Source organism: Morganella sp. B601 (assembly GCF_051172335.1).
GTDB lineage: Bacteria > Pseudomonadota > Gammaproteobacteria > Enterobacterales > Enterobacteriaceae > Morganella > Morganella morganii.
The window spans coordinates 603523-622547 of record NZ_JBPIZE010000003.1; the positions used below are offsets into that span (position 1 = coordinate 603523).

General features: G+C 53.4%; 22 protein-coding genes. 17 read left to right on the forward strand and 5 right to left on the reverse strand.

Features of this window, described 5'->3' with window-relative positions:
- The first annotated feature begins 2 nt into the window (after positions 1 to 2).
- Genes lptE through nadD form a run of 3 tightly spaced genes read left to right on the forward strand, consistent with a single transcriptional unit; the run spans position 3 to position 2234 of the window.
- Positions 3 to 557 (forward strand): LPS assembly lipoprotein LptE, encoded by a 555-nt coding sequence (lptE, locus tag ACSBQN_RS11360; protein WP_214177258.1) that lies wholly within the window; start codon positions 3 to 5, stop codon positions 555 to 557.
- Positions 554 to 1597, forward strand: a complete 1044-nt coding sequence (gene holA / locus ACSBQN_RS11365) for a DNA polymerase III subunit delta (RefSeq protein WP_024474179.1) — start codon at positions 554 to 556, stop codon at positions 1595 to 1597. The genes lptE and holA overlap by 4 nt, the downstream gene beginning before the upstream one ends.
- Positions 1578 to 2234, forward strand: a complete 657-nt coding sequence (nadD, locus tag ACSBQN_RS11370; protein ID WP_036407468.1) for a nicotinate-nucleotide adenylyltransferase — start codon at positions 1578 to 1580, stop codon at positions 2232 to 2234. Before holA ends, nadD begins: the two co-directional genes overlap by 20 nt.
- Position 2235: 1 nt before the next feature.
- Here nadD and ACSBQN_RS11375 read toward each other — a convergent pair whose 3' ends face one another.
- Positions 2236 to 2955 (reverse strand): SDR family oxidoreductase, encoded by a 720-nt coding sequence (locus tag ACSBQN_RS11375; RefSeq protein ID WP_024474181.1) that lies wholly within the window; start codon positions 2953 to 2955, stop codon positions 2236 to 2238.
- Between the two features lie 103 nt (positions 2956 to 3058).
- Here ACSBQN_RS11375 and ACSBQN_RS11380 point away from each other — a divergent pair, with 103 nt between their 5' ends.
- A complete protein-coding gene (locus ACSBQN_RS11380; protein WP_004240845.1) occupies positions 3059 to 3418 on the forward strand; it encodes a winged helix-turn-helix transcriptional regulator in 360 nt (119 codons plus the stop codon).
- Here ACSBQN_RS11380 and ACSBQN_RS11385 read toward each other — a convergent pair.
- Positions 3388 to 3915, reverse strand: coding sequence for a YbgA family protein (locus ACSBQN_RS11385; protein WP_250211575.1), 528 nt, complete (start codon positions 3913 to 3915; stop codon positions 3388 to 3390). The genes ACSBQN_RS11380 and ACSBQN_RS11385 overlap by 31 nt on opposite strands.
- A 290-nt stretch (positions 3916 to 4205) precedes the next feature.
- On the opposite strand from ACSBQN_RS11385, the gene rsfS reads away from it, so the two are divergent.
- The 10 genes from rsfS to ACSBQN_RS11435 all read left to right on the forward strand — a co-directional run bounded on the left by rsfS (position 4206) and on the right by ACSBQN_RS11435 (position 13669).
- Positions 4206 to 4532 (forward strand): ribosome silencing factor, encoded by a 327-nt coding sequence (rsfS, locus tag ACSBQN_RS11390; protein WP_004240847.1) that lies wholly within the window; start codon positions 4206 to 4208, stop codon positions 4530 to 4532.
- Positions 4533 to 4535: 3 nt separating this feature from the next.
- Positions 4536 to 5006: a 23S rRNA (pseudouridine(1915)-N(3))-methyltransferase RlmH gene (gene rlmH, locus ACSBQN_RS11395; RefSeq protein WP_004235593.1), complete on the forward strand. Its 471-nt coding sequence runs from the start codon at positions 4536 to 4538 to the stop codon at positions 5004 to 5006.
- A gap of 56 nt (positions 5007 to 5062) precedes the next feature.
- Complete coding sequence (gene mrdA, locus ACSBQN_RS11400; RefSeq protein WP_004235592.1) at positions 5063 to 6943, forward strand: peptidoglycan DD-transpeptidase MrdA; 1881 nt, start codon at positions 5063 to 5065, stop codon at positions 6941 to 6943.
- Between the two features lie 5 nt (positions 6944 to 6948).
- Positions 6949 to 8061 carry a peptidoglycan glycosyltransferase MrdB gene (gene mrdB / locus ACSBQN_RS11405; RefSeq protein WP_354632897.1) on the forward strand — a complete coding sequence of 371 codons (1113 nt, stop codon included), beginning with the start codon at positions 6949 to 6951 and terminating at the stop codon, positions 8059 to 8061.
- 17 nt (positions 8062 to 8078) lie between these two features.
- Entirely contained in the window at positions 8079 to 9068 is a 990-nt protein-coding gene (rlpA, locus tag ACSBQN_RS11410; protein WP_354632898.1) for an endolytic peptidoglycan transglycosylase RlpA, read from the forward strand.
- A gap of 93 nt (positions 9069 to 9161) precedes the next feature.
- Positions 9162 to 10376 (forward strand): D-alanyl-D-alanine carboxypeptidase DacA, encoded by a 1215-nt coding sequence (gene dacA, locus ACSBQN_RS11415; RefSeq protein ID WP_024474185.1) that lies wholly within the window; start codon positions 9162 to 9164, stop codon positions 10374 to 10376.
- A 68-nt stretch (positions 10377 to 10444) separates the two neighbouring features.
- Positions 10445 to 10708: a DUF493 family protein YbeD gene (gene ybeD / locus ACSBQN_RS11420; protein WP_004235588.1), complete on the forward strand. Its 264-nt coding sequence runs from the start codon at positions 10445 to 10447 to the stop codon at positions 10706 to 10708.
- A gap of 142 nt (positions 10709 to 10850) precedes the next feature.
- Positions 10851 to 11483: a lipoyl(octanoyl) transferase LipB gene (lipB, locus tag ACSBQN_RS11425; protein WP_337137327.1), complete on the forward strand. Its 633-nt coding sequence runs from the start codon at positions 10851 to 10853 to the stop codon at positions 11481 to 11483.
- 131 nt (positions 11484 to 11614) lie between these two features.
- Positions 11615 to 12580: a lipoyl synthase gene (lipA, locus tag ACSBQN_RS11430; RefSeq protein WP_004235585.1), complete on the forward strand. Its 966-nt coding sequence runs from the start codon at positions 11615 to 11617 to the stop codon at positions 12578 to 12580.
- A 240-nt stretch (positions 12581 to 12820) separates the two neighbouring features.
- Positions 12821 to 13669, forward strand: coding sequence for an EamA family transporter (locus ACSBQN_RS11435; RefSeq protein ID WP_004240855.1), 849 nt, complete (start codon positions 12821 to 12823; stop codon positions 13667 to 13669).
- Positions 13670 to 13759: 90 nt separating this feature from the next.
- Here the strand turns inward: ACSBQN_RS11435 and cspE are convergent, their stop codons facing one another.
- The 3 genes from cspE to mnmH form a co-directional block, all read right to left on the reverse strand.
- Positions 13760 to 13969, reverse strand: coding sequence for a transcription antiterminator/RNA stability regulator CspE (gene cspE, locus ACSBQN_RS11440; RefSeq protein WP_004235583.1), 210 nt, complete (start codon positions 13967 to 13969; stop codon positions 13760 to 13762).
- A 199-nt stretch (positions 13970 to 14168) separates the two neighbouring features.
- Positions 14169 to 14636: a methylated-DNA--[protein]-cysteine S-methyltransferase gene (locus ACSBQN_RS11445; RefSeq protein WP_024474187.1), complete on the reverse strand. Its 468-nt coding sequence runs from the start codon at positions 14634 to 14636 to the stop codon at positions 14169 to 14171.
- A 181-nt stretch (positions 14637 to 14817) separates the two neighbouring features.
- Entirely contained in the window at positions 14818 to 15900 is a 1083-nt protein-coding gene (gene mnmH / locus ACSBQN_RS11450) for a tRNA 2-selenouridine(34) synthase MnmH (RefSeq protein WP_024474188.1), read from the reverse strand.
- Positions 15901 to 16208: 308 nt separating this feature from the next.
- Between mnmH and nrdH the strand changes: the two genes are divergently transcribed.
- The 3 genes from nrdH to nrdE are packed head-to-tail and all read left to right on the forward strand — an operon-like array spanning position 16209 to position 19016.
- Complete coding sequence (gene nrdH, locus ACSBQN_RS11455; RefSeq protein ID WP_024474189.1) at positions 16209 to 16427, forward strand: glutaredoxin-like protein NrdH; 219 nt, start codon at positions 16209 to 16211, stop codon at positions 16425 to 16427.
- 21 nt (positions 16428 to 16448) lie between these two features.
- Positions 16449 to 16865 (forward strand): class Ib ribonucleoside-diphosphate reductase assembly flavoprotein NrdI, encoded by a 417-nt coding sequence (gene nrdI, locus ACSBQN_RS11460; RefSeq protein WP_004240863.1) that lies wholly within the window; start codon positions 16449 to 16451, stop codon positions 16863 to 16865.
- 30 nt (positions 16866 to 16895) lie between these two features.
- On the forward strand, positions 16896 to 19016 hold the full coding sequence (gene nrdE / locus ACSBQN_RS11465) for a class 1b ribonucleoside-diphosphate reductase subunit alpha (RefSeq protein WP_354632899.1): 2121 nt from the start codon (positions 16896 to 16898) through the stop codon (positions 19014 to 19016).
- Positions 19017 to 19025 lie beyond the last annotated feature (9 nt).

The following is a 19025-nucleotide window of genomic DNA, read 5'->3' on the forward strand; positions in this document are numbered from 1 at the left end:
TCGTGCGACATCGCATTATCACGCTGTTGCTCGGGCTTGCGGTGCTGGTCACCGCAGGCTGCGGCTTCCATCTGCGCGGCACCACGCAAATCCCGCCTGAACTGCAGAAACTGCAAATCAGCACCGGTGATCCGTATGGCGAACAGACCCGTGCTATCCGTCAGCAACTGCTGCTGAATAACGTTCAGATTATTGAAGGTGGTGATGCCACCATCCCGGTTCTGAAGATCACCAGTTCTTCCGAAGGTTCGGAAGAGACAGTATCGATTTTCCAGGACGGTAAAGCCGCTGAGAAAGAACTGGTTTATTACCTGAATGCCCAGGTCATTATGCCGAACGGGTCGGTGTATCCGATCAACGTCCGCGTTGACCGTTCATTCTTCGATAACCCGCTGGAAGCACTCGCAAAAGATGCGGAAAAAGATATGATCCGCCAGGAAATGCGTGAGCAGGCAGCCGCCCGTCTGGTTCGTAAACTGCTGATTATCCAGCCGTCCGAACAACAGAAACAGGCTGAAAATGCTGAAGCGACTGAGATTGTCGCACCGAAGGCATGATAAAAGTTTCACCTGAGCAACTCATCACGCAGCTCCGTTCGGGGCTGCGTGAACGTTACCTCCTCTGGGGGAACGAACCGTTACTGCTTCAGGAATCCCGGGATGCTATCCGCCATGCGGCGCAGGAACAGGGATTTGACGAGCACTTCACTTTTTCACTTGAACAACATACTGACTGGGATGCGATTTTTTCTGTCTGCCGGTCACTCAGTCTGTTTGCCGGACGGCAGACACTCACCCTGTATCTGCCGGAAAACGGCCCCAATGCCGCAATGGGCGAACAGCTTCTCCGGCTGGCCGGGCAGTTACATCCGGATCTGCTGCTGATACTGCGCGGCCATAAACTGACCAAAGCCCAGGAAAACAGTGCCTGGTTTAAAGCACTGGCACAGGATGGTGTGTATATCGCCTGCATGACCCCGGAACTGAACCGGCTGCCGCAGTGGGTCGCCGCGCGGGCCGCGCTGTTACAGCTGCAACCGGATGAACAGGCAGTCCGCCTGCTCTGCTATTGCTACGAAGGCAATCTGCTGGCGCTGTCACAGACACTCTCCCGGCTGGCGCTGATCTATCCCGATGGCAAGCTCACCCTGCCCCGTGTGGAAGCAGCGGTAAATGATGCGGCACACTTTACCCCGTATCACTGGGTGGATGCTCTGCTGGCCGGAAAAAGCAAACGCGCCTGTCATATCCTGACTCAGTTGCTGGCGGAAGATAACGAGCCGGTGATCCTGCTGCGCACCGTCCAGCGGGAAGTGATGCAGTTACTGACATTACAGCGCGAAAGCCGAAACCAGCCGCTGCGCACCCTGTTTGACAAGCACCGTATCTGGCAGAACCGCCGCGGTATGATAACCGACGCACTGGATCGCCTTGATGCGCATTCCCTGCAGGTGGCGATATCCCTGATCACCCGTATTGAAATCCGCCTCAAGCAGGATTACGGACAATCCGTAAGTGATGACTTACTGACACTGACACTGCTCCTGAGCGGTAAAGCACAGACAGGACAGATCCTCTATGACGAACAACGCGGATAACCGGATTCTGGCGCTGTACGGCGGCACATTTGACCCGATCCACCAGGCGCACATCAATACCGTGAAAGCCATGGCATCGGAAGCCGGTCTGGAACAGGTGATTTTACTGCCGAACAATGTCCCGCCACACCGTCCGCAGCCAAAAGCGGATGCAAAACAGCGGCTGATGATGGTACAACTGGCTGTTAACGGTGATCCGCTGTTCCTGGTGGACGACCGCGAACTGCGCCGCGATGCCCTCTCCTATACGGTGGAAACACTGCGTCAGTACCGGGCTGAGATTGGTTCACGACGGCCGCTGGCTTTTATCATCGGTCAGGATTCCCTGCTCACGATTGATACCTGGCATGAATGGGACAAGATCCTGACTCTGTGCCATATTCTGGTCTGCAAACGGCCGGGATATTCACTCGATTTTCCGTCCGAACAGCTGGCTGACTGGTTTGTGCAGCATCTGGTCACCACGCCGGAAAGCCTGCACAAACGACCGTGCGGTTATATTTTCCTGGCTGATACCCCTCTGTTTCCGATTTCTGCCACCAATATCCGCGAACGGCTGAAAAACGGCGAGGACTGCAGCGATCAGCTGGCCCCCGCCGTTCAGGACTACATTCTGGTACAGGGACTGTACCGCTGACTCACCCTGCCTGCCGGGTTTTGGCAATTACAATCTCACGGATACACACATCCTGCGGTTGCTGATAAGCAAACTGAATACAATCCGCGATTTTTTCCGGATCCAGACCTGACTGAATCTCTTTTTTCCAGATCTGGTAATTCTGCTTAATTTCCTCATTGGTGGTATGACTTAATAACGGTGTTTCCACCACACCCGGTGCTATGGTAATTAAACGGACATTTGACGGTGCCACTTCTTCACGGATATTTTCCGTTATCGCATGAACGGCAAATTTGGTTCCGCAATAGACTGAATGGCTCGGAAATGTTTTTCGTCCGGCAATTGAACTGATATTAATAATGGTGCCTTCCTGACGCGCAACCATATCGTGCAATACAATATTAATCCCGGTCAGAACACCATTGATATTCACATCCACCATTTGCTGCCATTCTGCATAATCCTGATCATACGGATTATCCAGCAGCATAACGCCCGCACAGTTAATTAATAAATCTGTTTTACCGTACAGGCTTTCCGCTTCTGCTATGGCGGCTTTCATTGCCGCAAGATCCGTCACATCCACACTGCGGCACAAGCTGTCCGGCAGATGAAACCCTTCGGTAATCTGACTGCGGCGGGCCAGTAATAAGACCGGATGTCCGGCCTTACTCATCCGTTTTGCCACAGATTCACCGATACCGGAACTGGCGCCGGTAATAACCACTAATTTTTTCATTGCATTTACCTTGAGAATATAAATAAAGTTGCATGATTTTATGCCTTGCTTTACATATATCAAGAAGGCAGATTTATTTCACAAAGTAACCTGAAGGTAACTAATGGACGATAAAATAAAGAAAATTGTAGTGGTCAGTGAAATAGAAGTTACGCTGTCGGTTATCGGCGGGAAATATAAACCGTTAATATTAAATTTATTATCTGAAAAAACCGTTCAGCGTTTCGGGGAAATACGGGCTTATATTGTCAATATTTCACAAAAAACATTAACCAATCAATTACGCGAGATGGAAGCGGACGGCCTGCTGACCCGGACGGTCTTTGCCGAAGTGCCGCCCCGCGTGGAATACACCATTACAGACAAAGGCCGTTCCCTGATCCCGATTCTGCTGCTGATGTGTGACTGGGGCTATGAAAATATGGGCGATCGCTACACACTGCTGCGCCCGGAGTGTGACTGAGCCGGTACTACCGGCTGCAATATTGCCTGATCACACAGATAATCTGTCTGATAGTGGCGGGCAGTGGTGAGTAACAGATGCTTCGCCGCCTCAGCAGAGCCGGTTCCGGTACGGTATGCCTCAATCGCCGCACTCATCTGCTGCTTTTCTGCCGGGCTCAGCTGACGTTTGAAGTACCCCTGCATATGCATCAGTGCGTTGGTCATATTGGCGCGGGTCGCGGGCTGTGAAAATGCAGTAAGCAGCGCCTGCTGCCAGACCGCCGCCATTTCCGCCAGTTCCGCCGGGGAGAGTGTTCCCGCCTGTGACAACAGCCGGCCGCTGCTTTTATATAACTGTGGTGAATATGCCATCAGCGCGTATTTGTAACGACTGTGCAGACGGATCAGCCCGCCCGCACTGAGCGGCGGATTCAGTGCCTGAATCAGTTCCTGCCGCGCCCTCTGCCGCCACAGTGCATCCTCATCGCTACTTTCCGGTTGTCGCTGATATGTCATATTTTCCGCCTTTTTATCTGTTACGGAGTGACTATAGTACAAATCGCACTGTTTCTGTTTTCCCTGTCCGCACATTTCCTGATATTTCTTTAATCTTTACTGCTTTGTATTCACCCTGTTCGCTGTTATTCTTGCGGTGCCGGCGGCAACGCAGGGTGAGCCTCGCAAAATTGCCCTCTGTAACGTAAAATAGCGATTATCCCCCGGCACACAGCAACCCCGCGCCGGAACTGCCACGGCGGTACGACTGACGGGGATGTGTTCTGTTATCTATTTATCCGGAATATAAGGTGAACCTTTTGCAAGGCACAGAATTACTTGAGTTTATTATTGATAAACTCGAAGACTCCAAAGCACAGGACATTATTACTATTGATGTACGCGGTAAATCCAGCATTACCGACCACATGATTATCTGTACCGGCACATCCAGCCGCCATCTGGCGTCTGTGGCCGATAACCTTGTCACTGACTGCCGTCAGGCCGGTATGATGCCGCTCGGCGTGGAAGGTCAGGGCATTTCCGACTGGATTGTTGTCGATCTCGGTGAAGCTATCGTGCATGTGATGCAGGATGAAAGCCGCCGTATGTATGAATTAGAGAAACTCTGGAGCTGAGTGTTGAAGTTACAGCTCATTGCCGTCGGCACCAAAATGCCTGACTGGGTCGAAACCGGATTTCAGGATTATCTCCATCGTTTTCCGAAAGATATGCCGTTTGAACTGACCGAAATCCCGGCCGGAAAGCGGGGAAAAAACGCGGACATCAAACGGATCCTGGAAAAAGAAGGCGAGTTAATGCTGGCGGCGGCGGGTAAAGGCAACCGGATTGTCACACTGGATATTCCCGGCGCACGCTGGGATACCCCGCAACTGGCCGGGCAACTGGAACGCTGGAAGCAGGACGGACGCAACATCAGCCTGCTTATCGGCGGGCCGGAAGGTCTTTCGCCTGCCTGTAAAGCAGCCGCAGAGCAGAGCTGGTCTCTCTCCCCGCTGACCCTGCCGCACCCGCTGGTGCGTGTGCTGGTGGCGGAGAGTCTGTACCGCGCCTGGAGTATTACTGCCAATCATCCGTATCACAGGGAATAACCGCAGTGCCCGGTCTGAACGCGCCTGACGGCGATAAGAAAAAACACAAGCAACGGATGGACTTCCGCGATTACAGCGCGGAATCCGCCCTGTTTATCCGCCGTGCGGTGGTTGCATTTATCGGTATTGTTATTTTATCTGCCGTACTGGTGGTGAATCTCTATCATCTCCAGATTAACCGCCATGAAGATTATCAGACCCGTTCCAATGATAACCGGATCAAACTGGTCCCTATTCCGCCGAGCCGTGGTCTGATTTATGACCGCAAAGGTACCCTGCTGGCGGAAAACAGAACCATTTATCAGCTCGAAATCGTGCCGGAGAAAGTCACTGACCTGCCGGACGTACTGAATGAGCTGCGCGAGATTGTCGATCTGACCGATGAAGACATCGCGAATTATGAAAAAGAGCGCCGCCGTTCGCGCCGCTTTACCTCTATTCCGCTGAAAACCCCGCTCAACCAGATTCAGGTGGCGCGGTTTTCGGTAAATCAGTACCGCTTCCCGGGACTGGAAATCAAAGGCTATCAGCGCCGTTTCTATCCTTACGGCTCCGCCCTGACCCATGTTATTGGTTATGTGGCAAAAATTAACGATAAAGATGTCGAGCGCCTGGATAAAGACGGTCTGTTGCCGAACTATGCCGCCACTCATGATATCGGTAAGCTGGGTATTGAGCGCTATTATGAATCCGTCCTGCACGGCAAAACCGGCTATGAGGAAGTGGAAGTCAACAGCCGCGGCCGCGTGATCCGCCAGTTACACGAGCAGGCACCACAGGCCGGGAAAGATATCTATCTGACAATTGATCTCGAATTGCAGATGTATATCGAAAAACTGCTGACCACCAGCCGTGCAGCTGTTGTGGTGAGTGATCCGCGCAACGGCGAGATTCTGGCACTGGTGTCCAACCCGAGTTATGACCCGAACCTGTTTGTGAACGGTATTTCCGGCCCGGATTACCGGGGCCTGCTCAATAACCCGGATCGCCCGCTGATCAACCGCACCACCCAGGGGCTCTATCCGCCGGCATCCACAGTGAAACCGTTTATTTCTGTGGCAGCACTCAGCGAAAAAGTGATCACCCGTAACACCACGATTTTTGACCCCGGCTGGTGGCAGCTGCCCGGCTCAGAAAAACGTTACCGTGACTGGAAACGCTATGGTCACGGTAATCTGAACGTGGTGAAATCGATTATTGAATCGGCAGATACCTTCTTCTATCAGGTGGCGTATGACATGGGGATCGACCGCCTGTCCGCCTGGATGACCCGCTTCGGTTACGGCGAGTATTCCGGTATCGACCTGATGGAAGAGTACAACGGTGTGATGCCGACCCGTGAATGGAAACTGCGGCGCTATAAGAAACAGTGGTATCAGGGCGATACCATCCCGGTCGGGATCGGCCAGGGATACTGGACATCAACGCCGATCCAGATGTCAAAAGCCCTTAATACCCTGATTAATGACGGTGTGGTGAAAACACCGCACCTGCTGCTCGGTACCAAAGAAGGCGGCGGTATGCTGCCGTATGAACAGAAAGAATATATTGCTATCGGTGATATTCATTCCGGTTACTGGGAACTGGCCAAGTCCGGGATGTTCGGCGTGGCTAACGCACCGAACGGCACCGGCCGCAAATTCTTTGCCGGTACGCCGTACAAAGCAGCCGCCAAATCCGGTACAGCACAGGTGTTCAGCTACGAAACCTATAACGCCAGCAAACTGGCGGAACGCCTGCGCGACCATAAATTAATGATTGCCTACGCACCGTACGATAACCCGAAAGTGGCGGTGACCATTATTCTGGAAAACGGCGGTGCAGGCCCGGCAGTCGGTACTCTGGTCCGCCAAATCCTTGACCACGTCCTGCTGGGTGATAACAACACGGTACTGCCGGATGCTCCGCCATCACCGCCCGGCAGTGAAACAGAGTGATGCCCATGACTGATAATCCGCGCAAAGTATCCCTGATGACCCGCATGCACATCGACTTCCCGTTGCTGGTGCTGCTGCTGATCCTGCTGGTTTACAGTGCATTTGTGCTGTGGAGTGCCAGCGGGCTGGATCCGGAAATGATGGAGCGCCGCCTCGGGCAGATTTTCTCCGGTATCATCATTATGCTGGTTCTGGCGCAGATCCCGCCCCGCGTGTATGAGACCTGGGCACCGCACCTCTATATTGTCTGTGTCATCCTGCTGGTCTTTGTGGATGTCTTCGGGCAGATCAGTAAAGGCGCGCAGCGCTGGCTGGATCTGGGGATTGTCCGTTTTCAGCCGTCCGAGATTGCCAAAATTGCCGTTCCGCTGATGGTGGCGCGGTTTATGAACCGCGACCAGTGTCCGCCGACCCTGAAAAATACCGCCATCGCCCTGCTGCTGGTGGTGGTGCCGACCCTGCTGGTCGCCGCACAGCCTGATCTCGGGACATCCATCCTGGTGGCCGCCTCCGGTATTTTTGTGCTGTTCCTGGCCGGGATGAGCTGGCGCCTTATCGGGATAGCCCTGCTGCTGCTTGCCGCCTTTATTCCGCTGCTCTGGTTTTTCCTGATGCACGATTACCAGCGCGGCCGCGTGATGATGCTGCTCGATCCGGAAACCGACCCGCTCGGTGCCGGTTATCATATTATTCAGTCAAAAATTGCCATCGGCTCCGGCGGACTGACCGGAAAAGGCTGGATGCTGGGCACACAATCCCAGCTGGAATTCCTGCCGGAACGTCATACTGACTTTATCTTTGCTGTCCTTGCGGAAGAGCTGGGGCTGGTCGGGGTGATCTTCCTGCTGGTACTCTATCTGCTGATCATTATGCGCGGGCTGATGATTGCCGCCCGAGCCCAGAATACCTTCGGACGGGTGATGGTGGGCGGTCTGATGCTCATCTTCTTTGTCTATGTGTTTGTGAATATCGGCATGGTCAGCGGGATCCTGCCGGTGGTCGGTGTGCCGCTGCCGATGATGAGTTACGGCGGCTCCGCCCTGATTGTATTAATGGCAGGGTTTGGTATTGTCATGTCAATTCATACACACCGTAAGATGCTGTCAAAAAGCTTATAATACATTACGAGGTTTTCATGCGTTTACAATGGATTGCGGTCACAGCGATGGCCGCGTTGCTGGCAGGTTGCCCGTCAGTGCAGCCGCCGGTCAAACAGACACCGCCGCCGGGCCCGGCAAAAGAGATTCTCGGCGCCGTACCGTCCTATGAGCCGCTGCATCCGGGCGCGAATAATGATTACGTCCGTAATGGTCAGCAGTATCAGATTGTCCGTGATCCGGAAAACTTCAGTCAGCAGGGCTATGCCTGGATTTATGGCCAGGCTCAGAACGGCAACCGGACTGCTACCGGCGAAATCGTCAACAGCGCCGAACTGACCGCATCCCACCCGACGCTGCCAATCCCCGGCTATGCGCGGATCACCAATATGGCGAATAACCGCATGATGGTGGTGCGGATTAACGATCGCGGCCCGTATATGCCGGGCAAACAGATCGGGCTTTCCCGCGCTGTCGCAGATCGTCTGAACCTGCTGCCGAATACCAAAATTAAAATTGACCCGATTGTGGTTGCGGAAGACGGCTCGCTGAGCGGCTCCGGGACTGTCGGTACCGTGGTCGCCAAACAGAGCTATGCCCTGCCGGGCCGCCCTGAACTGGGCAAAACCAGTGCTCTCGGTACGCCGGTGACCAACACCACGCCGGTGGTGCCGATCAACAGTCGTCCTGTCATGGCACAGCCGCAGCCGGAATCCGCACTGATCCCAACCGTCAAACAGCCCGCAGCACCGGCAGAAACCCAAACTGAAAACACCGCCGCACCTGCGCCGCAACAGGCCGCTGTCAGCGGTTACCGTGTCCAGGTGGGTGCCGTGGCAAATGCGGAACGCGCAACACAGTGGCAGAAAGAACTCAGCGATAAACTGGGTGTGCCCGGTATGACAGAATCCTCCGGTGATATGTTCCGTGTCCAGCTGGGGCCGTTTACCAGCCGTGAACGGGCCGCCGAAGTACAGGGACGCCTTCAGCAGCAACTGAATATGAATTCATTTATCCTTGCACCTTAAAAACAGGCAGTGATAACACTACGCGCTGTCATAGCAGTTTTGCTATGATAGCGTTTCTTTTTCACCGGCATCATCAATGTTGTTTTAACACTCATGAAATACGCAACGACTTATCAACACCGCGCCGGGCGCCTGGCCGCTTTCGGTCTGACCCTGGCACTGAGCGCCGCAGCTTCTGCCGCTGATGTTCCGAATCTTAATACCACCATCCCGCCTGTTCCGGATATTGAAGCGGAATCCTATATTCTGATGGATTACCACTCCGGCAAAGTGCTGGCGGAAAAAAATGCCGATGTCCGCCGTGACCCGGCCAGTCTGACCAAAATGATGACCAGCTATGTCATCGGCCAGGCAATGAACACCGGTAAATTCACGCCGGACACCATGGTCACCATCGGGGAAAACGCCTGGGCGACCGGTAACCCGGTATTCCGCGGCTCCTCACTGATGTTCCTCAAACCGGGCGAGCGCGTCAGCGTGGCGGATCTCACACGCGGTATCAACCTGCAGTCCGGTAATGATGCCTGTGTGGCGATGGCCGAGTTTGTTGCCGGTGATCAGGACACGTTTGTCGGCCAGATGAACCAGTATGTGGCACAGCTTGGTCTGAAAAATACCCACTTTAAAACTGTTCACGGCCTGGATGCCGACGGCCAGTACAGCAGTGCGCGGGATATGGCGCTGATTGGTCAGGCGATGATCCGCGACGTGCCGAATGAATATGCTATCTATAAAGAGCGTTCATTCACCTATAATAATATTACCCAGCAAAACCGTAACGACCTGCTGGGTGATAAAAGCCTGAATGCGGACGGGATTAAAACCGGCCACACCAACGGCGCGGGTTATAACCTGGTCGCTTCCGCCACCGAAGGGGATATGCGTCTGATCTCCGTGGTGATGGGTACCAAATCTGCCAAAGCCCGTAATGCGGAAAGCAAGAAACTGCTCACCTGGGGCTTCCGTTTCTTTGAAACGGTCAGACCGATGCAGAAAGACAACCCGCTGGTGTCTGAAATCGTCTGGTTCGGGGATAAAGACAAAGTGCAGTTAGGGGTGGAAAATGATGTTTATATCACCATTCCGCGCGGCCGCCTGAAAGATCTGAAAGCCGGTTTTGTCCTGACCGAGCCCGAGCTGCATGCACCGCTGGCGAAAAACCAGGTGGTCGGCACCATTAATTTCCAGCTCGACAACCAGATCATTGAAACACGGCCGCTGGTCGTGACGGAAGCGGTACCGGAAGGGAACTTCTTCAGCCGTCTGATCGACTATATCCGCCTGCTGTTTCACCGCTGGTTCGGCTGAGACTTGAAATCAGATGAACTATCCCCATATTTAATTCATCTGAAGTTTTGCTTTATTAAGGAGCACCCATGAAAACCAAACTCAATGAACTGTTAGAGTTCCCCTGCTCATTTACCTACAAAGTGATGGGTGCCGCTGAACCGGAATTAGTGAATGATGTTCTGGAAGTGATTCAGCGCCACGCGCCGGGTGACTACAGTCCGTCAATCAAACCAAGCAGCAAAGGAACCTATCATTCCGTTTCTGTCACCATTGACGCGACACACATTGAGCAGATCGAGAATCTGTACGAAGAATTAGGCGCGTTAGAGCGCGTGAGAATGGTGCTGTAACACCATCATTTCTTCATCATTTCAGGCCGCCCGGAAAGGCGGCCTTTTTTTTATCCCTCTGAACATTTTATGCGCATCACTGGTACGCATTTGCCGTGCGCGTTATACTGCTGACTCGGCATACCGATCTGAAGATACCATTTTGCAAAATAACACCATCATTTTACGTCAGCTGGGCCTGCGGCCTTATCATCCTGTCTCTGAAGCCATGCACCAATTTACCGAACAGCGTACGGCGGAAACCGGCAACGAGCTCTGGCTGGTCGAGCATGAGCGCGTTTTTACCCAGGGTCAGGCAGGAAAAGCCGAACATGTCCTCGCCCCCGGTGATATCCCGGTTATCCAGTCCGATCGCGGCGGCCAGGTGACGTACCACGGCCCGGGACAGCAGGTCATGTATGTGATGATTGATCTCAAACGCGACAAAATCGGTGTGCGCGAACTGGTATCCGCGCTGGAAAATTCTGTGGTTGAGACCCTGAAACAGTGGAATATTGACGCTTACCCGCGCCCGGATGCCCCCGGTGTTTATGTGGCGGGTAACAAAATCTGTTCACTCGGTCTGCGGATCCGCAACGGCCGCTCATTCCACGGCCTGGCACTCAATATCAATATGGATCTCGAGCCTTTTCACCGCATTAATCCGTGTGGCTATGCCGGTCTCGCCATGACACAACTGGCTGATTTTGTTCCCGGTATTACCCTTGCGGATGTTCAGCCCGTGCTGACCGCACAATTCTGCCGGCAATTAGGATTCCAACTTGCCGCAGAATAGTGATATAATTTTTTTAACATTTTTAAAAAGATTTTTAAAAGATTGATGACTTCGTTACATTCAGCAGACAGGCCGTCACCACGGCACTCATCAATCACTATCCGATGAATCTAACCGGAAATGACATAAACATGAGTAAACCAATTCAGATGGAACGCGGTATCAAATACCGTGATGCCGATAAAATGGCGCTTATCCCGGTCAAAAACCTGGTATCAGAGACGACCGAACGATTACGCAAACCAAGCTGGATGAAAATCAAACTTCCGGCTGATTCCCATAAAATCAAAGGGATCAAAGATGCAATGCGCCGTAACGGCCTGCATTCTGTCTGTGAGGAAGCCTCCTGCCCGAACCTGAGCGAATGCTTTAACCACGGTACCGCCACGTTTATGATCCTCGGGGCTATCTGCACCCGCCGCTGCCCGTTCTGTGACGTTGCCCACGGCCGTCCGAATGCACCGGATGCCAACGAACCGCAGAAACTCGGTCAGACCATCAAAGATATGGGACTGCGTTATGTGGTGATCACCTCTGTTGACCGTGATGACCTGCGTGACGGCGGCGCACAGCACTTTGCTGACTGTATCACCGCTATCCGCGACCACAGCCCGGCGATTAAAATTGAAACCCTGGTGCCGGACTTCCGCGGCCGTATGGATAAAGCGCTGGAGATCCTGACCGCTACCCCGCCGGATGTTTTCAACCACAACCTGGAAAACGTACCGCGTATTTACCGCCAGGTGCGCCCGGGCGCTAACTATGAGTGGTCACTGAAACTGCTGGAGCGCTTTAAAGAAGCCCATCCGGAGATCCCGACCAAATCCGGCCTGATGGTCGGCTTAGGCGAAACCAATGAAGAGATCCTCGATGTGATGCGCGACCTGCGCCGTCACGGCGTGACCATGCTGACCCTGGGGCAGTATCTCCAGCCGAGCCGTCACCATCTGCCGGTTCAGCGTTATGTCAGCCCGGAAGAGTTTGAGGAAATGAAAGCCGAAGCAATGGCGATGGGCTTCACTCACGCCGCCTGCGGCCCGTTTGTCCGCTCTTCTTACCATGCTGATTTGCAGGCTAAAGGCGAAGAAGTTAAGTAATTCCCCGCCATTCTGTGAATACCTGAAACCGCCACTGAAAAACGGCGGTTTTTTTATGCCCGGGTACAGGGATGAATAGCAGGCAAAGAAATGAAAAGCGTCTGCCCGTTACCGGCGTTTTACCTGACCGGAAACCGCTCAATGATATATGTCTTTTGTGCTCTGCCCCCCTGCCGCTATTCCCACCGCAACTGATGCGGATTATGATGCGTTCCATATCACATTATTAATGAGTAAATTATGAAACGTAGTGGCGTTTTATGTCTGACAGCACTCGCTCCCGCCGTCTGGGGCAGTACCTATCTGGTGACCACCGAGATGCTGCCCGCTGGCTACCCGATGACTGTTGCTATGCTGCGCGCCTTACCCGCCGGTCTGCTGCTGATGCTGTTTATCCGGCAGTTACCGAAAGGGATCTGGTGGGGGCGGATTTTCGTGCTCGGGGCACTGAACTTCGCGGTGTTCTGGTGGTTGCTGTTTGTCTCGGCCTATCGTCTGCCGGGCGGCGTGGCCGCGACTGTCGGCGCTATTCAGCCACTGATTGTGCTGCTGCTCTCCCGGATGGTGCTGGGCAATGTACTGAAGCCGCTGGCAGTGCTCGGTGCACTGTGCGGGATAGGCGGGGTGGCGCTGCTGTTACTGACACCGCAGGCAAAACTCGACACCATCGGTATTATTGCCGGATTAGCCGGTGCGTTCTCCATGGCCGCCGGTACAGTGCTGAGCCGCCGCTGGCAGCCGGATGTCTCACCGCTGACCTTTACCACCTGGCAGCTCACCGCAGGCGGATTACTGCTGCTGCCGGTCTCTCTGCTGCTTGAACCGGCACTGCCGCCGCTGACGCTGCTCAATATCAGCGGATTATTGTATCTGGGGCTGATTGGCGCGGCGCTGACCTATCTGTTCTGGTTTCGCGGACTGGCAATCCTCGGGCCGAATTCAGTCGCATCGCTCGGTTTTCTCAGCCCGCTGACGGCGGTACTGCTGGGCTGGTTTGTGCTGGATCAGCAACTGAGCCTGTTACAGTGTGCGGGGGTTATCGTGGTGATCGGCAGTGTCTGGCTCAGCCAGGTCGCTAACCGGCGCTGATATAAAAAAACCCGTTACTATGGTGAGTAACGGGTTTTCGTCACGATAATGTCGAATTAAAATAACGGCTACGGTATAGCGTGTTACAACTTAAATCGAGACAACGTTTGCAGCAGACGGGCCTTTAGCGCCATCAACGATTTCAAATTCCACTTTCTGGCCTTCTGCCAGTGTTTTGAAACCGTCGTTCAGAATTGCAGAGAAGTGAACAAACACATCTTTGCTGCCGTCTTCCGGAGTGATAAAACCGAAACCTTTTGCTTCGTTAAACCACTTCACGTTACCTTTGCGCTTTGACATTCAAAAAAACCCTTTAACAAGTGATAGTACTTCATCAGTACCCGGCCAGTCGTTTTCAGACTGTATTGATCCTGCCGGGCAATCTGGTTCGATACTAAACTACCCGCCGGATAACAACATTGTGAGAGATATTCCGCTGATATACCAGAGGATTTGTCCTGGTTATTTCAACGGTCAGCAACATTTGCCACCTTTTTACTCAGATAATGCCCTCATGGCGCAACAGCCACTGCTTGATATCCAGGCCGCTGCTGTATCCGCCCATTGAACCGTCGTGTGCAATCACCCGGTGGCACGGAATAATCAGACAAATAGGGTTACGCCCGTTTGCCATACCGACCGCGCGGCAGTAATTGGCAGAGCCCAGCTTCAGCGCCAGATCTTTATACGACCAGGTGATCGCAAACGGAATGGTTGATAACTGCGCCCACACCCGGGTCTGGAATTCCGTACCGTGCGGATTGAGTTTTACACTGAAATCCTGCCGTTTCCCGGCGAAATATTCATCCAGTTCATGAATACACTGTCTGATATGCGGGTTATCACTGTCTGTCTGCTCCGGCGCAGTATCATCAAATCCCAGTTCAGTGATCCCCTGCTCATCCGCGCTGATAATGATATAACGGCGGGGAAATCCGGCCGGAGCCTTTATATAAGTCGTTGCCATACGTCTGCCCTTTGTGCTGGTTTTGCTATAGCAAAACCTAATTATGATAAAGAGACAAACATCATTTACGTCATTCATCTCACAACAGAGAAAATAACGAGGCAAATGAATTCATGCAAGTCAGTTCACCGGAAAATGATACCCCGGTGAACAGCTTTCTGACGAATGATAAGAGAGCGAATTATTTCAGCCAGTCGGCGACGGCTTCATAGGTGCCGCGAAAGAGGATGCGGTCAGCTTTTTTGCTCAGTTGATAGCGGTACATCGGGTCGTAATATTCTTCCAGCAGCGGACACAGCCACGAGAAATGGGCTTCGGTATTACCGCTGTGCCACTGCTCCGCGAGTGCGCTGTCGAGCAGCGCGGTCAGTTCCGCCGCACGCTGCATGCCAAGCCGCCGCCGGATAGCTGACAGCCCGTGATGCAGATACTCACTGTACGCCTCACGCCCCTTTTCTTCACCGTATGCGGCGGTGAAATCACGGGTCATGCGGTCAAAATACTCTTCTTTCAACCGTTCCAGACGGCGCTCAAACGGATCTTCCACCACCACCAGCGAAGCCTGTGCCATTTGTGCCCGCAGCGGCTCCGGCAGGCCGTTGGCACCGATGGCGCGACCTTCATCCTCCAGCACCCAGCGGGTTCCGGCATTTTCTTTTTTTATCATGGCAGCAGCGAGATAGTTTTCAAATGTTGCCTGGGCAAACTGCGCCTCCAGCGTGCGCCCGAAAGACGATCCGCGGTGATGCGCCAGTCCTTCCAGATCGATACCATCAGCCAGTTCGCCCACCAGCGTGGTTTTACCGCTGCCGGTACAGCCGCCGATCAGGATCACCGGGCGCGCCACCAGCTCTTCGGTTACCTGAATCACCGCCTGACGCAGTGCTTTGTAACCGCCGGTGATCAGCGGATATTCCGTTCCCGCATCCCGCAGCCACTGCTGCACGATATGCGAACGCTGGCCCCCCCGGGCACAACAGAGATAACCCTGCGGATAGTCCGCACAGGCCGTCAGCCAGGCTGCTATCCGCTGTTCACGGCGCTCACCGTTTACCAGCTGATACCCCAGCGCCAGTGCCTTTTCAGCGCCCTGCTGCTTATAACAGGTGCCGACAGCGGCCCGCTCCTCATCATTCATCAGCGGCAGATTGTGTGAGGCAGGCATGGCTCCCTGGCTGAATTCAACCGGCGCGCGGACATCAATCAGCGGGGTATCAGAAGCAAGGAGTGTGCGGATAGTTCGGGAAGACGGAGCTAATTCCATAATAAATGTGTGATTTCAGTTCAGATGCCAATAAATTCAGCTGTCTGCAAAAGACAGTTCAGATTTTTTTATTGTACGCCTGACGGGGACATTTGTCGCTGCGGATTTTCCCCCTCCTCATATTCACCGTGCAGACAGTTCATCATGCATTTACTCACATCCGGATTAATAATAGTGATAATCATTCAAAATACAAAAACACTATATATAGTGCGGTTGATATATTTAATATCTACATATAGCATTCAAGACACAATTAACCCACGATATCTGCTCATAACGGGCAGCGATAACCACGGGAAACCGCCATGACAGTGACTATCTACAGCAAACCCGATTGTGTGCAGTGCAATGCCACTTACCAGATGCTGACACGGAAAAATATTCCGTTCAGTGTCATTGATATCACTCAGGATGAGCAGGCGTATCAGCATGTCCGCACACTGGGATATCAGCAGGTGCCGGTGGTGATCGCCGGTCAGGATCACTGGGCCGGGTTCCGTCCCGACAAGCTTGCCGCCCTCTGAAACGCACACACCGGAGGCACCATGACCACACAGGCACTGATTTATTTCTCCACCCGTTCAGAAACCTGCCACCGTTTCACGGAAAAACTGGGGATCCCGGCCACACGACTGCCGGAAGACGGTGACCTTACCGCCACTCAGCCCTTTGTGCTGCTGGTGCCAACCTACGGCGGCGGCCATCACAGCGGCGCGGTGCCGCGTCCGGTGATCCGCTTTCTCAACCGGCCTGAGAACCGGGCACTGCTGCGTGGTGTTATTGCCGCCGGAAATACCAACTTTGGCCGCGCTTATGCCATCGCCGGTGACATTATCGCTGCCAAATGTCAGGTGCCGTTTTTATACCGTTTTGAACTGCTCGGCACACAGGCGGATGTCGATAACGTCCGCCGCGGCTTACACCAATTCTGGCAGCAGCAGGCCGCTGAGACCGCCTGCTGAGTGCTGCTTACCTGATTCCGGGATAACACGATGACCACTGAATACACGGATTACCACGCCCTGAATGCCATGCTCAACCTGTATGATGCAGAGGGCCGGCTCCAGTTTGATAAAGATGTGACGGCAGCGCACCACTACTTCCGCCAGCATGTGAATCAGAACACCGTGTTTTTCCACAATCTGCGGGAAAAGCTCGATTTTCTGATTAATGAAAACTATTACGAAGCTGACGTTATCGATCAATATGATTTTGAATTTATTAAAAATCTGTTCAGGCTGGCGTACAGCAAAAAATTCCGCTTTGCGACTTTCCTCGGTGCCCTGAAATATTACACCGGTTATACCCTGAAAACCTTTGACGGCCAGCGCTATCTGGAGCGGTTTGAAGATCGCGTCTGTATGGTGGCGCTGACACTGGCGCGGGGAGATACCACACTGGCAGAACATCTGCTGGAGGAAATTATCAGCGGACGTTTCCAGCCCGCCACCCCGACCTTCCTCAACTGCGGCAAAAAGCAGCGCGGGGAGTTTGTCTCCTGCTTCCTGCTGCGTATCGAGGACAATATGGAGTCCATCGGGCGCAGTGTGAACTCGGCGCTGCAACTCTCGAAACGCGGCGGCGGCGTGGCGTTTCTGCTGACCAACCTGCGTGAGTCAGGTGCACCGATCAAACTGATTGAAAACCAGTCCAGCGGCGTGGTGCCGGTGATGAAGATGCTGGAAGATGCCTTTTCCTACGCTAATCAGCTGGGGGCACGCCAGGGAGCCGGGGCGGTATATCTGCATGCGCACCATCCGGATATCCTCACGTTTCTCGATACCAAACGGGAAAATGCGGATGAAAAAATCCGTATCAAAACCTTGTCTCTCGGCGTGGTGATCCCGGATATCACCTTTGAGCTGGCCAAAAATAACGAGCCGATGTACCTCTTCTCCCCGTACGATGTGGCACGGATTTACGGCAAACCGATGTCAGAGCTGAGCATCTCAGAACACTATGCGGACATGGTGAATAACAAGGCTATCCGCAAACGCAAAATCAATGCCCGTGAGTTTTTCCGCATCCTGGCGGAGATCCAGTTTGAATCCGGTTATCCCTACATTATGTTTGAGGATAATGTGAACCGCGCAAACCCGGTCGCCGGTTACATTAATATGAGTAACCTCTGTTCGGAAATTCTGCAGGTCAACAGCGCCAGCGAGTACAACGACGATCTCAGTTACCGCCACACCGGGCGCGATATCAGCTGTAACCTCGGCTCGCTGAATATTGCGAAAATGATGGATTCCCCGGATTTCGCCCGCTCTGTTGAAATTGCCGTACGCGGGCTGACCTCGGTGTCAGATATGAGTCAGATCCGCAGTGTGCCGTCCATCGATCACGGCAACCGGGGCTCTCATGCTATCGGGCTCGGGCAGATGAATCTGCACGGTTATCTGGCGCGGGAACATATCCATTATGGTTCAGAAGAAGGTATTGATTTCACCAATATCTATTTCTTAACCATCGCCTATTATGCCCTGAAAGCCTCCAACCAGCTGGCAATTGAGCGGCAGCAGACATTCCGTAATTTTGAGCAGTCCGCCTATGCCAGCGGGGAATATTTCAGCAAATACATCACACAGAAATGGGAACCGGCGACAGAAAAAGTCCGTGCTCTGTTTGCTGATGCCGGAATTGCCGTCCCGTCACAGGCGGACTGGCAGCAGCTGAAAGAAAGTGTGATGGCGCATGGGCTGTACAACCAGAACTTACAGGCAGTCGCGCCGACCGGATCGATTTCCTATATTAATCACGCGACCTCCTCCATTCACCCGATTGTGGCCCGTATTGAGATCCGCAAAGAAGGCAAGCTCGGCCGTGTCTATTACCCGGCCGCCTTTATGACTAACGATAACCTTGAGTATTACCGGGATGCCTACGAAATCGGGCCGGAAAAGATTATCGATACTTACGCCGCCGCCACGCAGCATGTTGATCAGGGCTTGTCTCTCACCCTCTTTTTCAGTGATGAGGCGTCCACCCGCGATATCAACCGCGCACAGATTTATGCCTGGCGCAAAGGGATAAAAACCCTCTATTACGTGCGTCTGCGCCAGTCTGCGCTGGAAGGCACCGAAGTGGCGGGCTGTGTTTCCTGCGCCGTATAAACCGTTTAT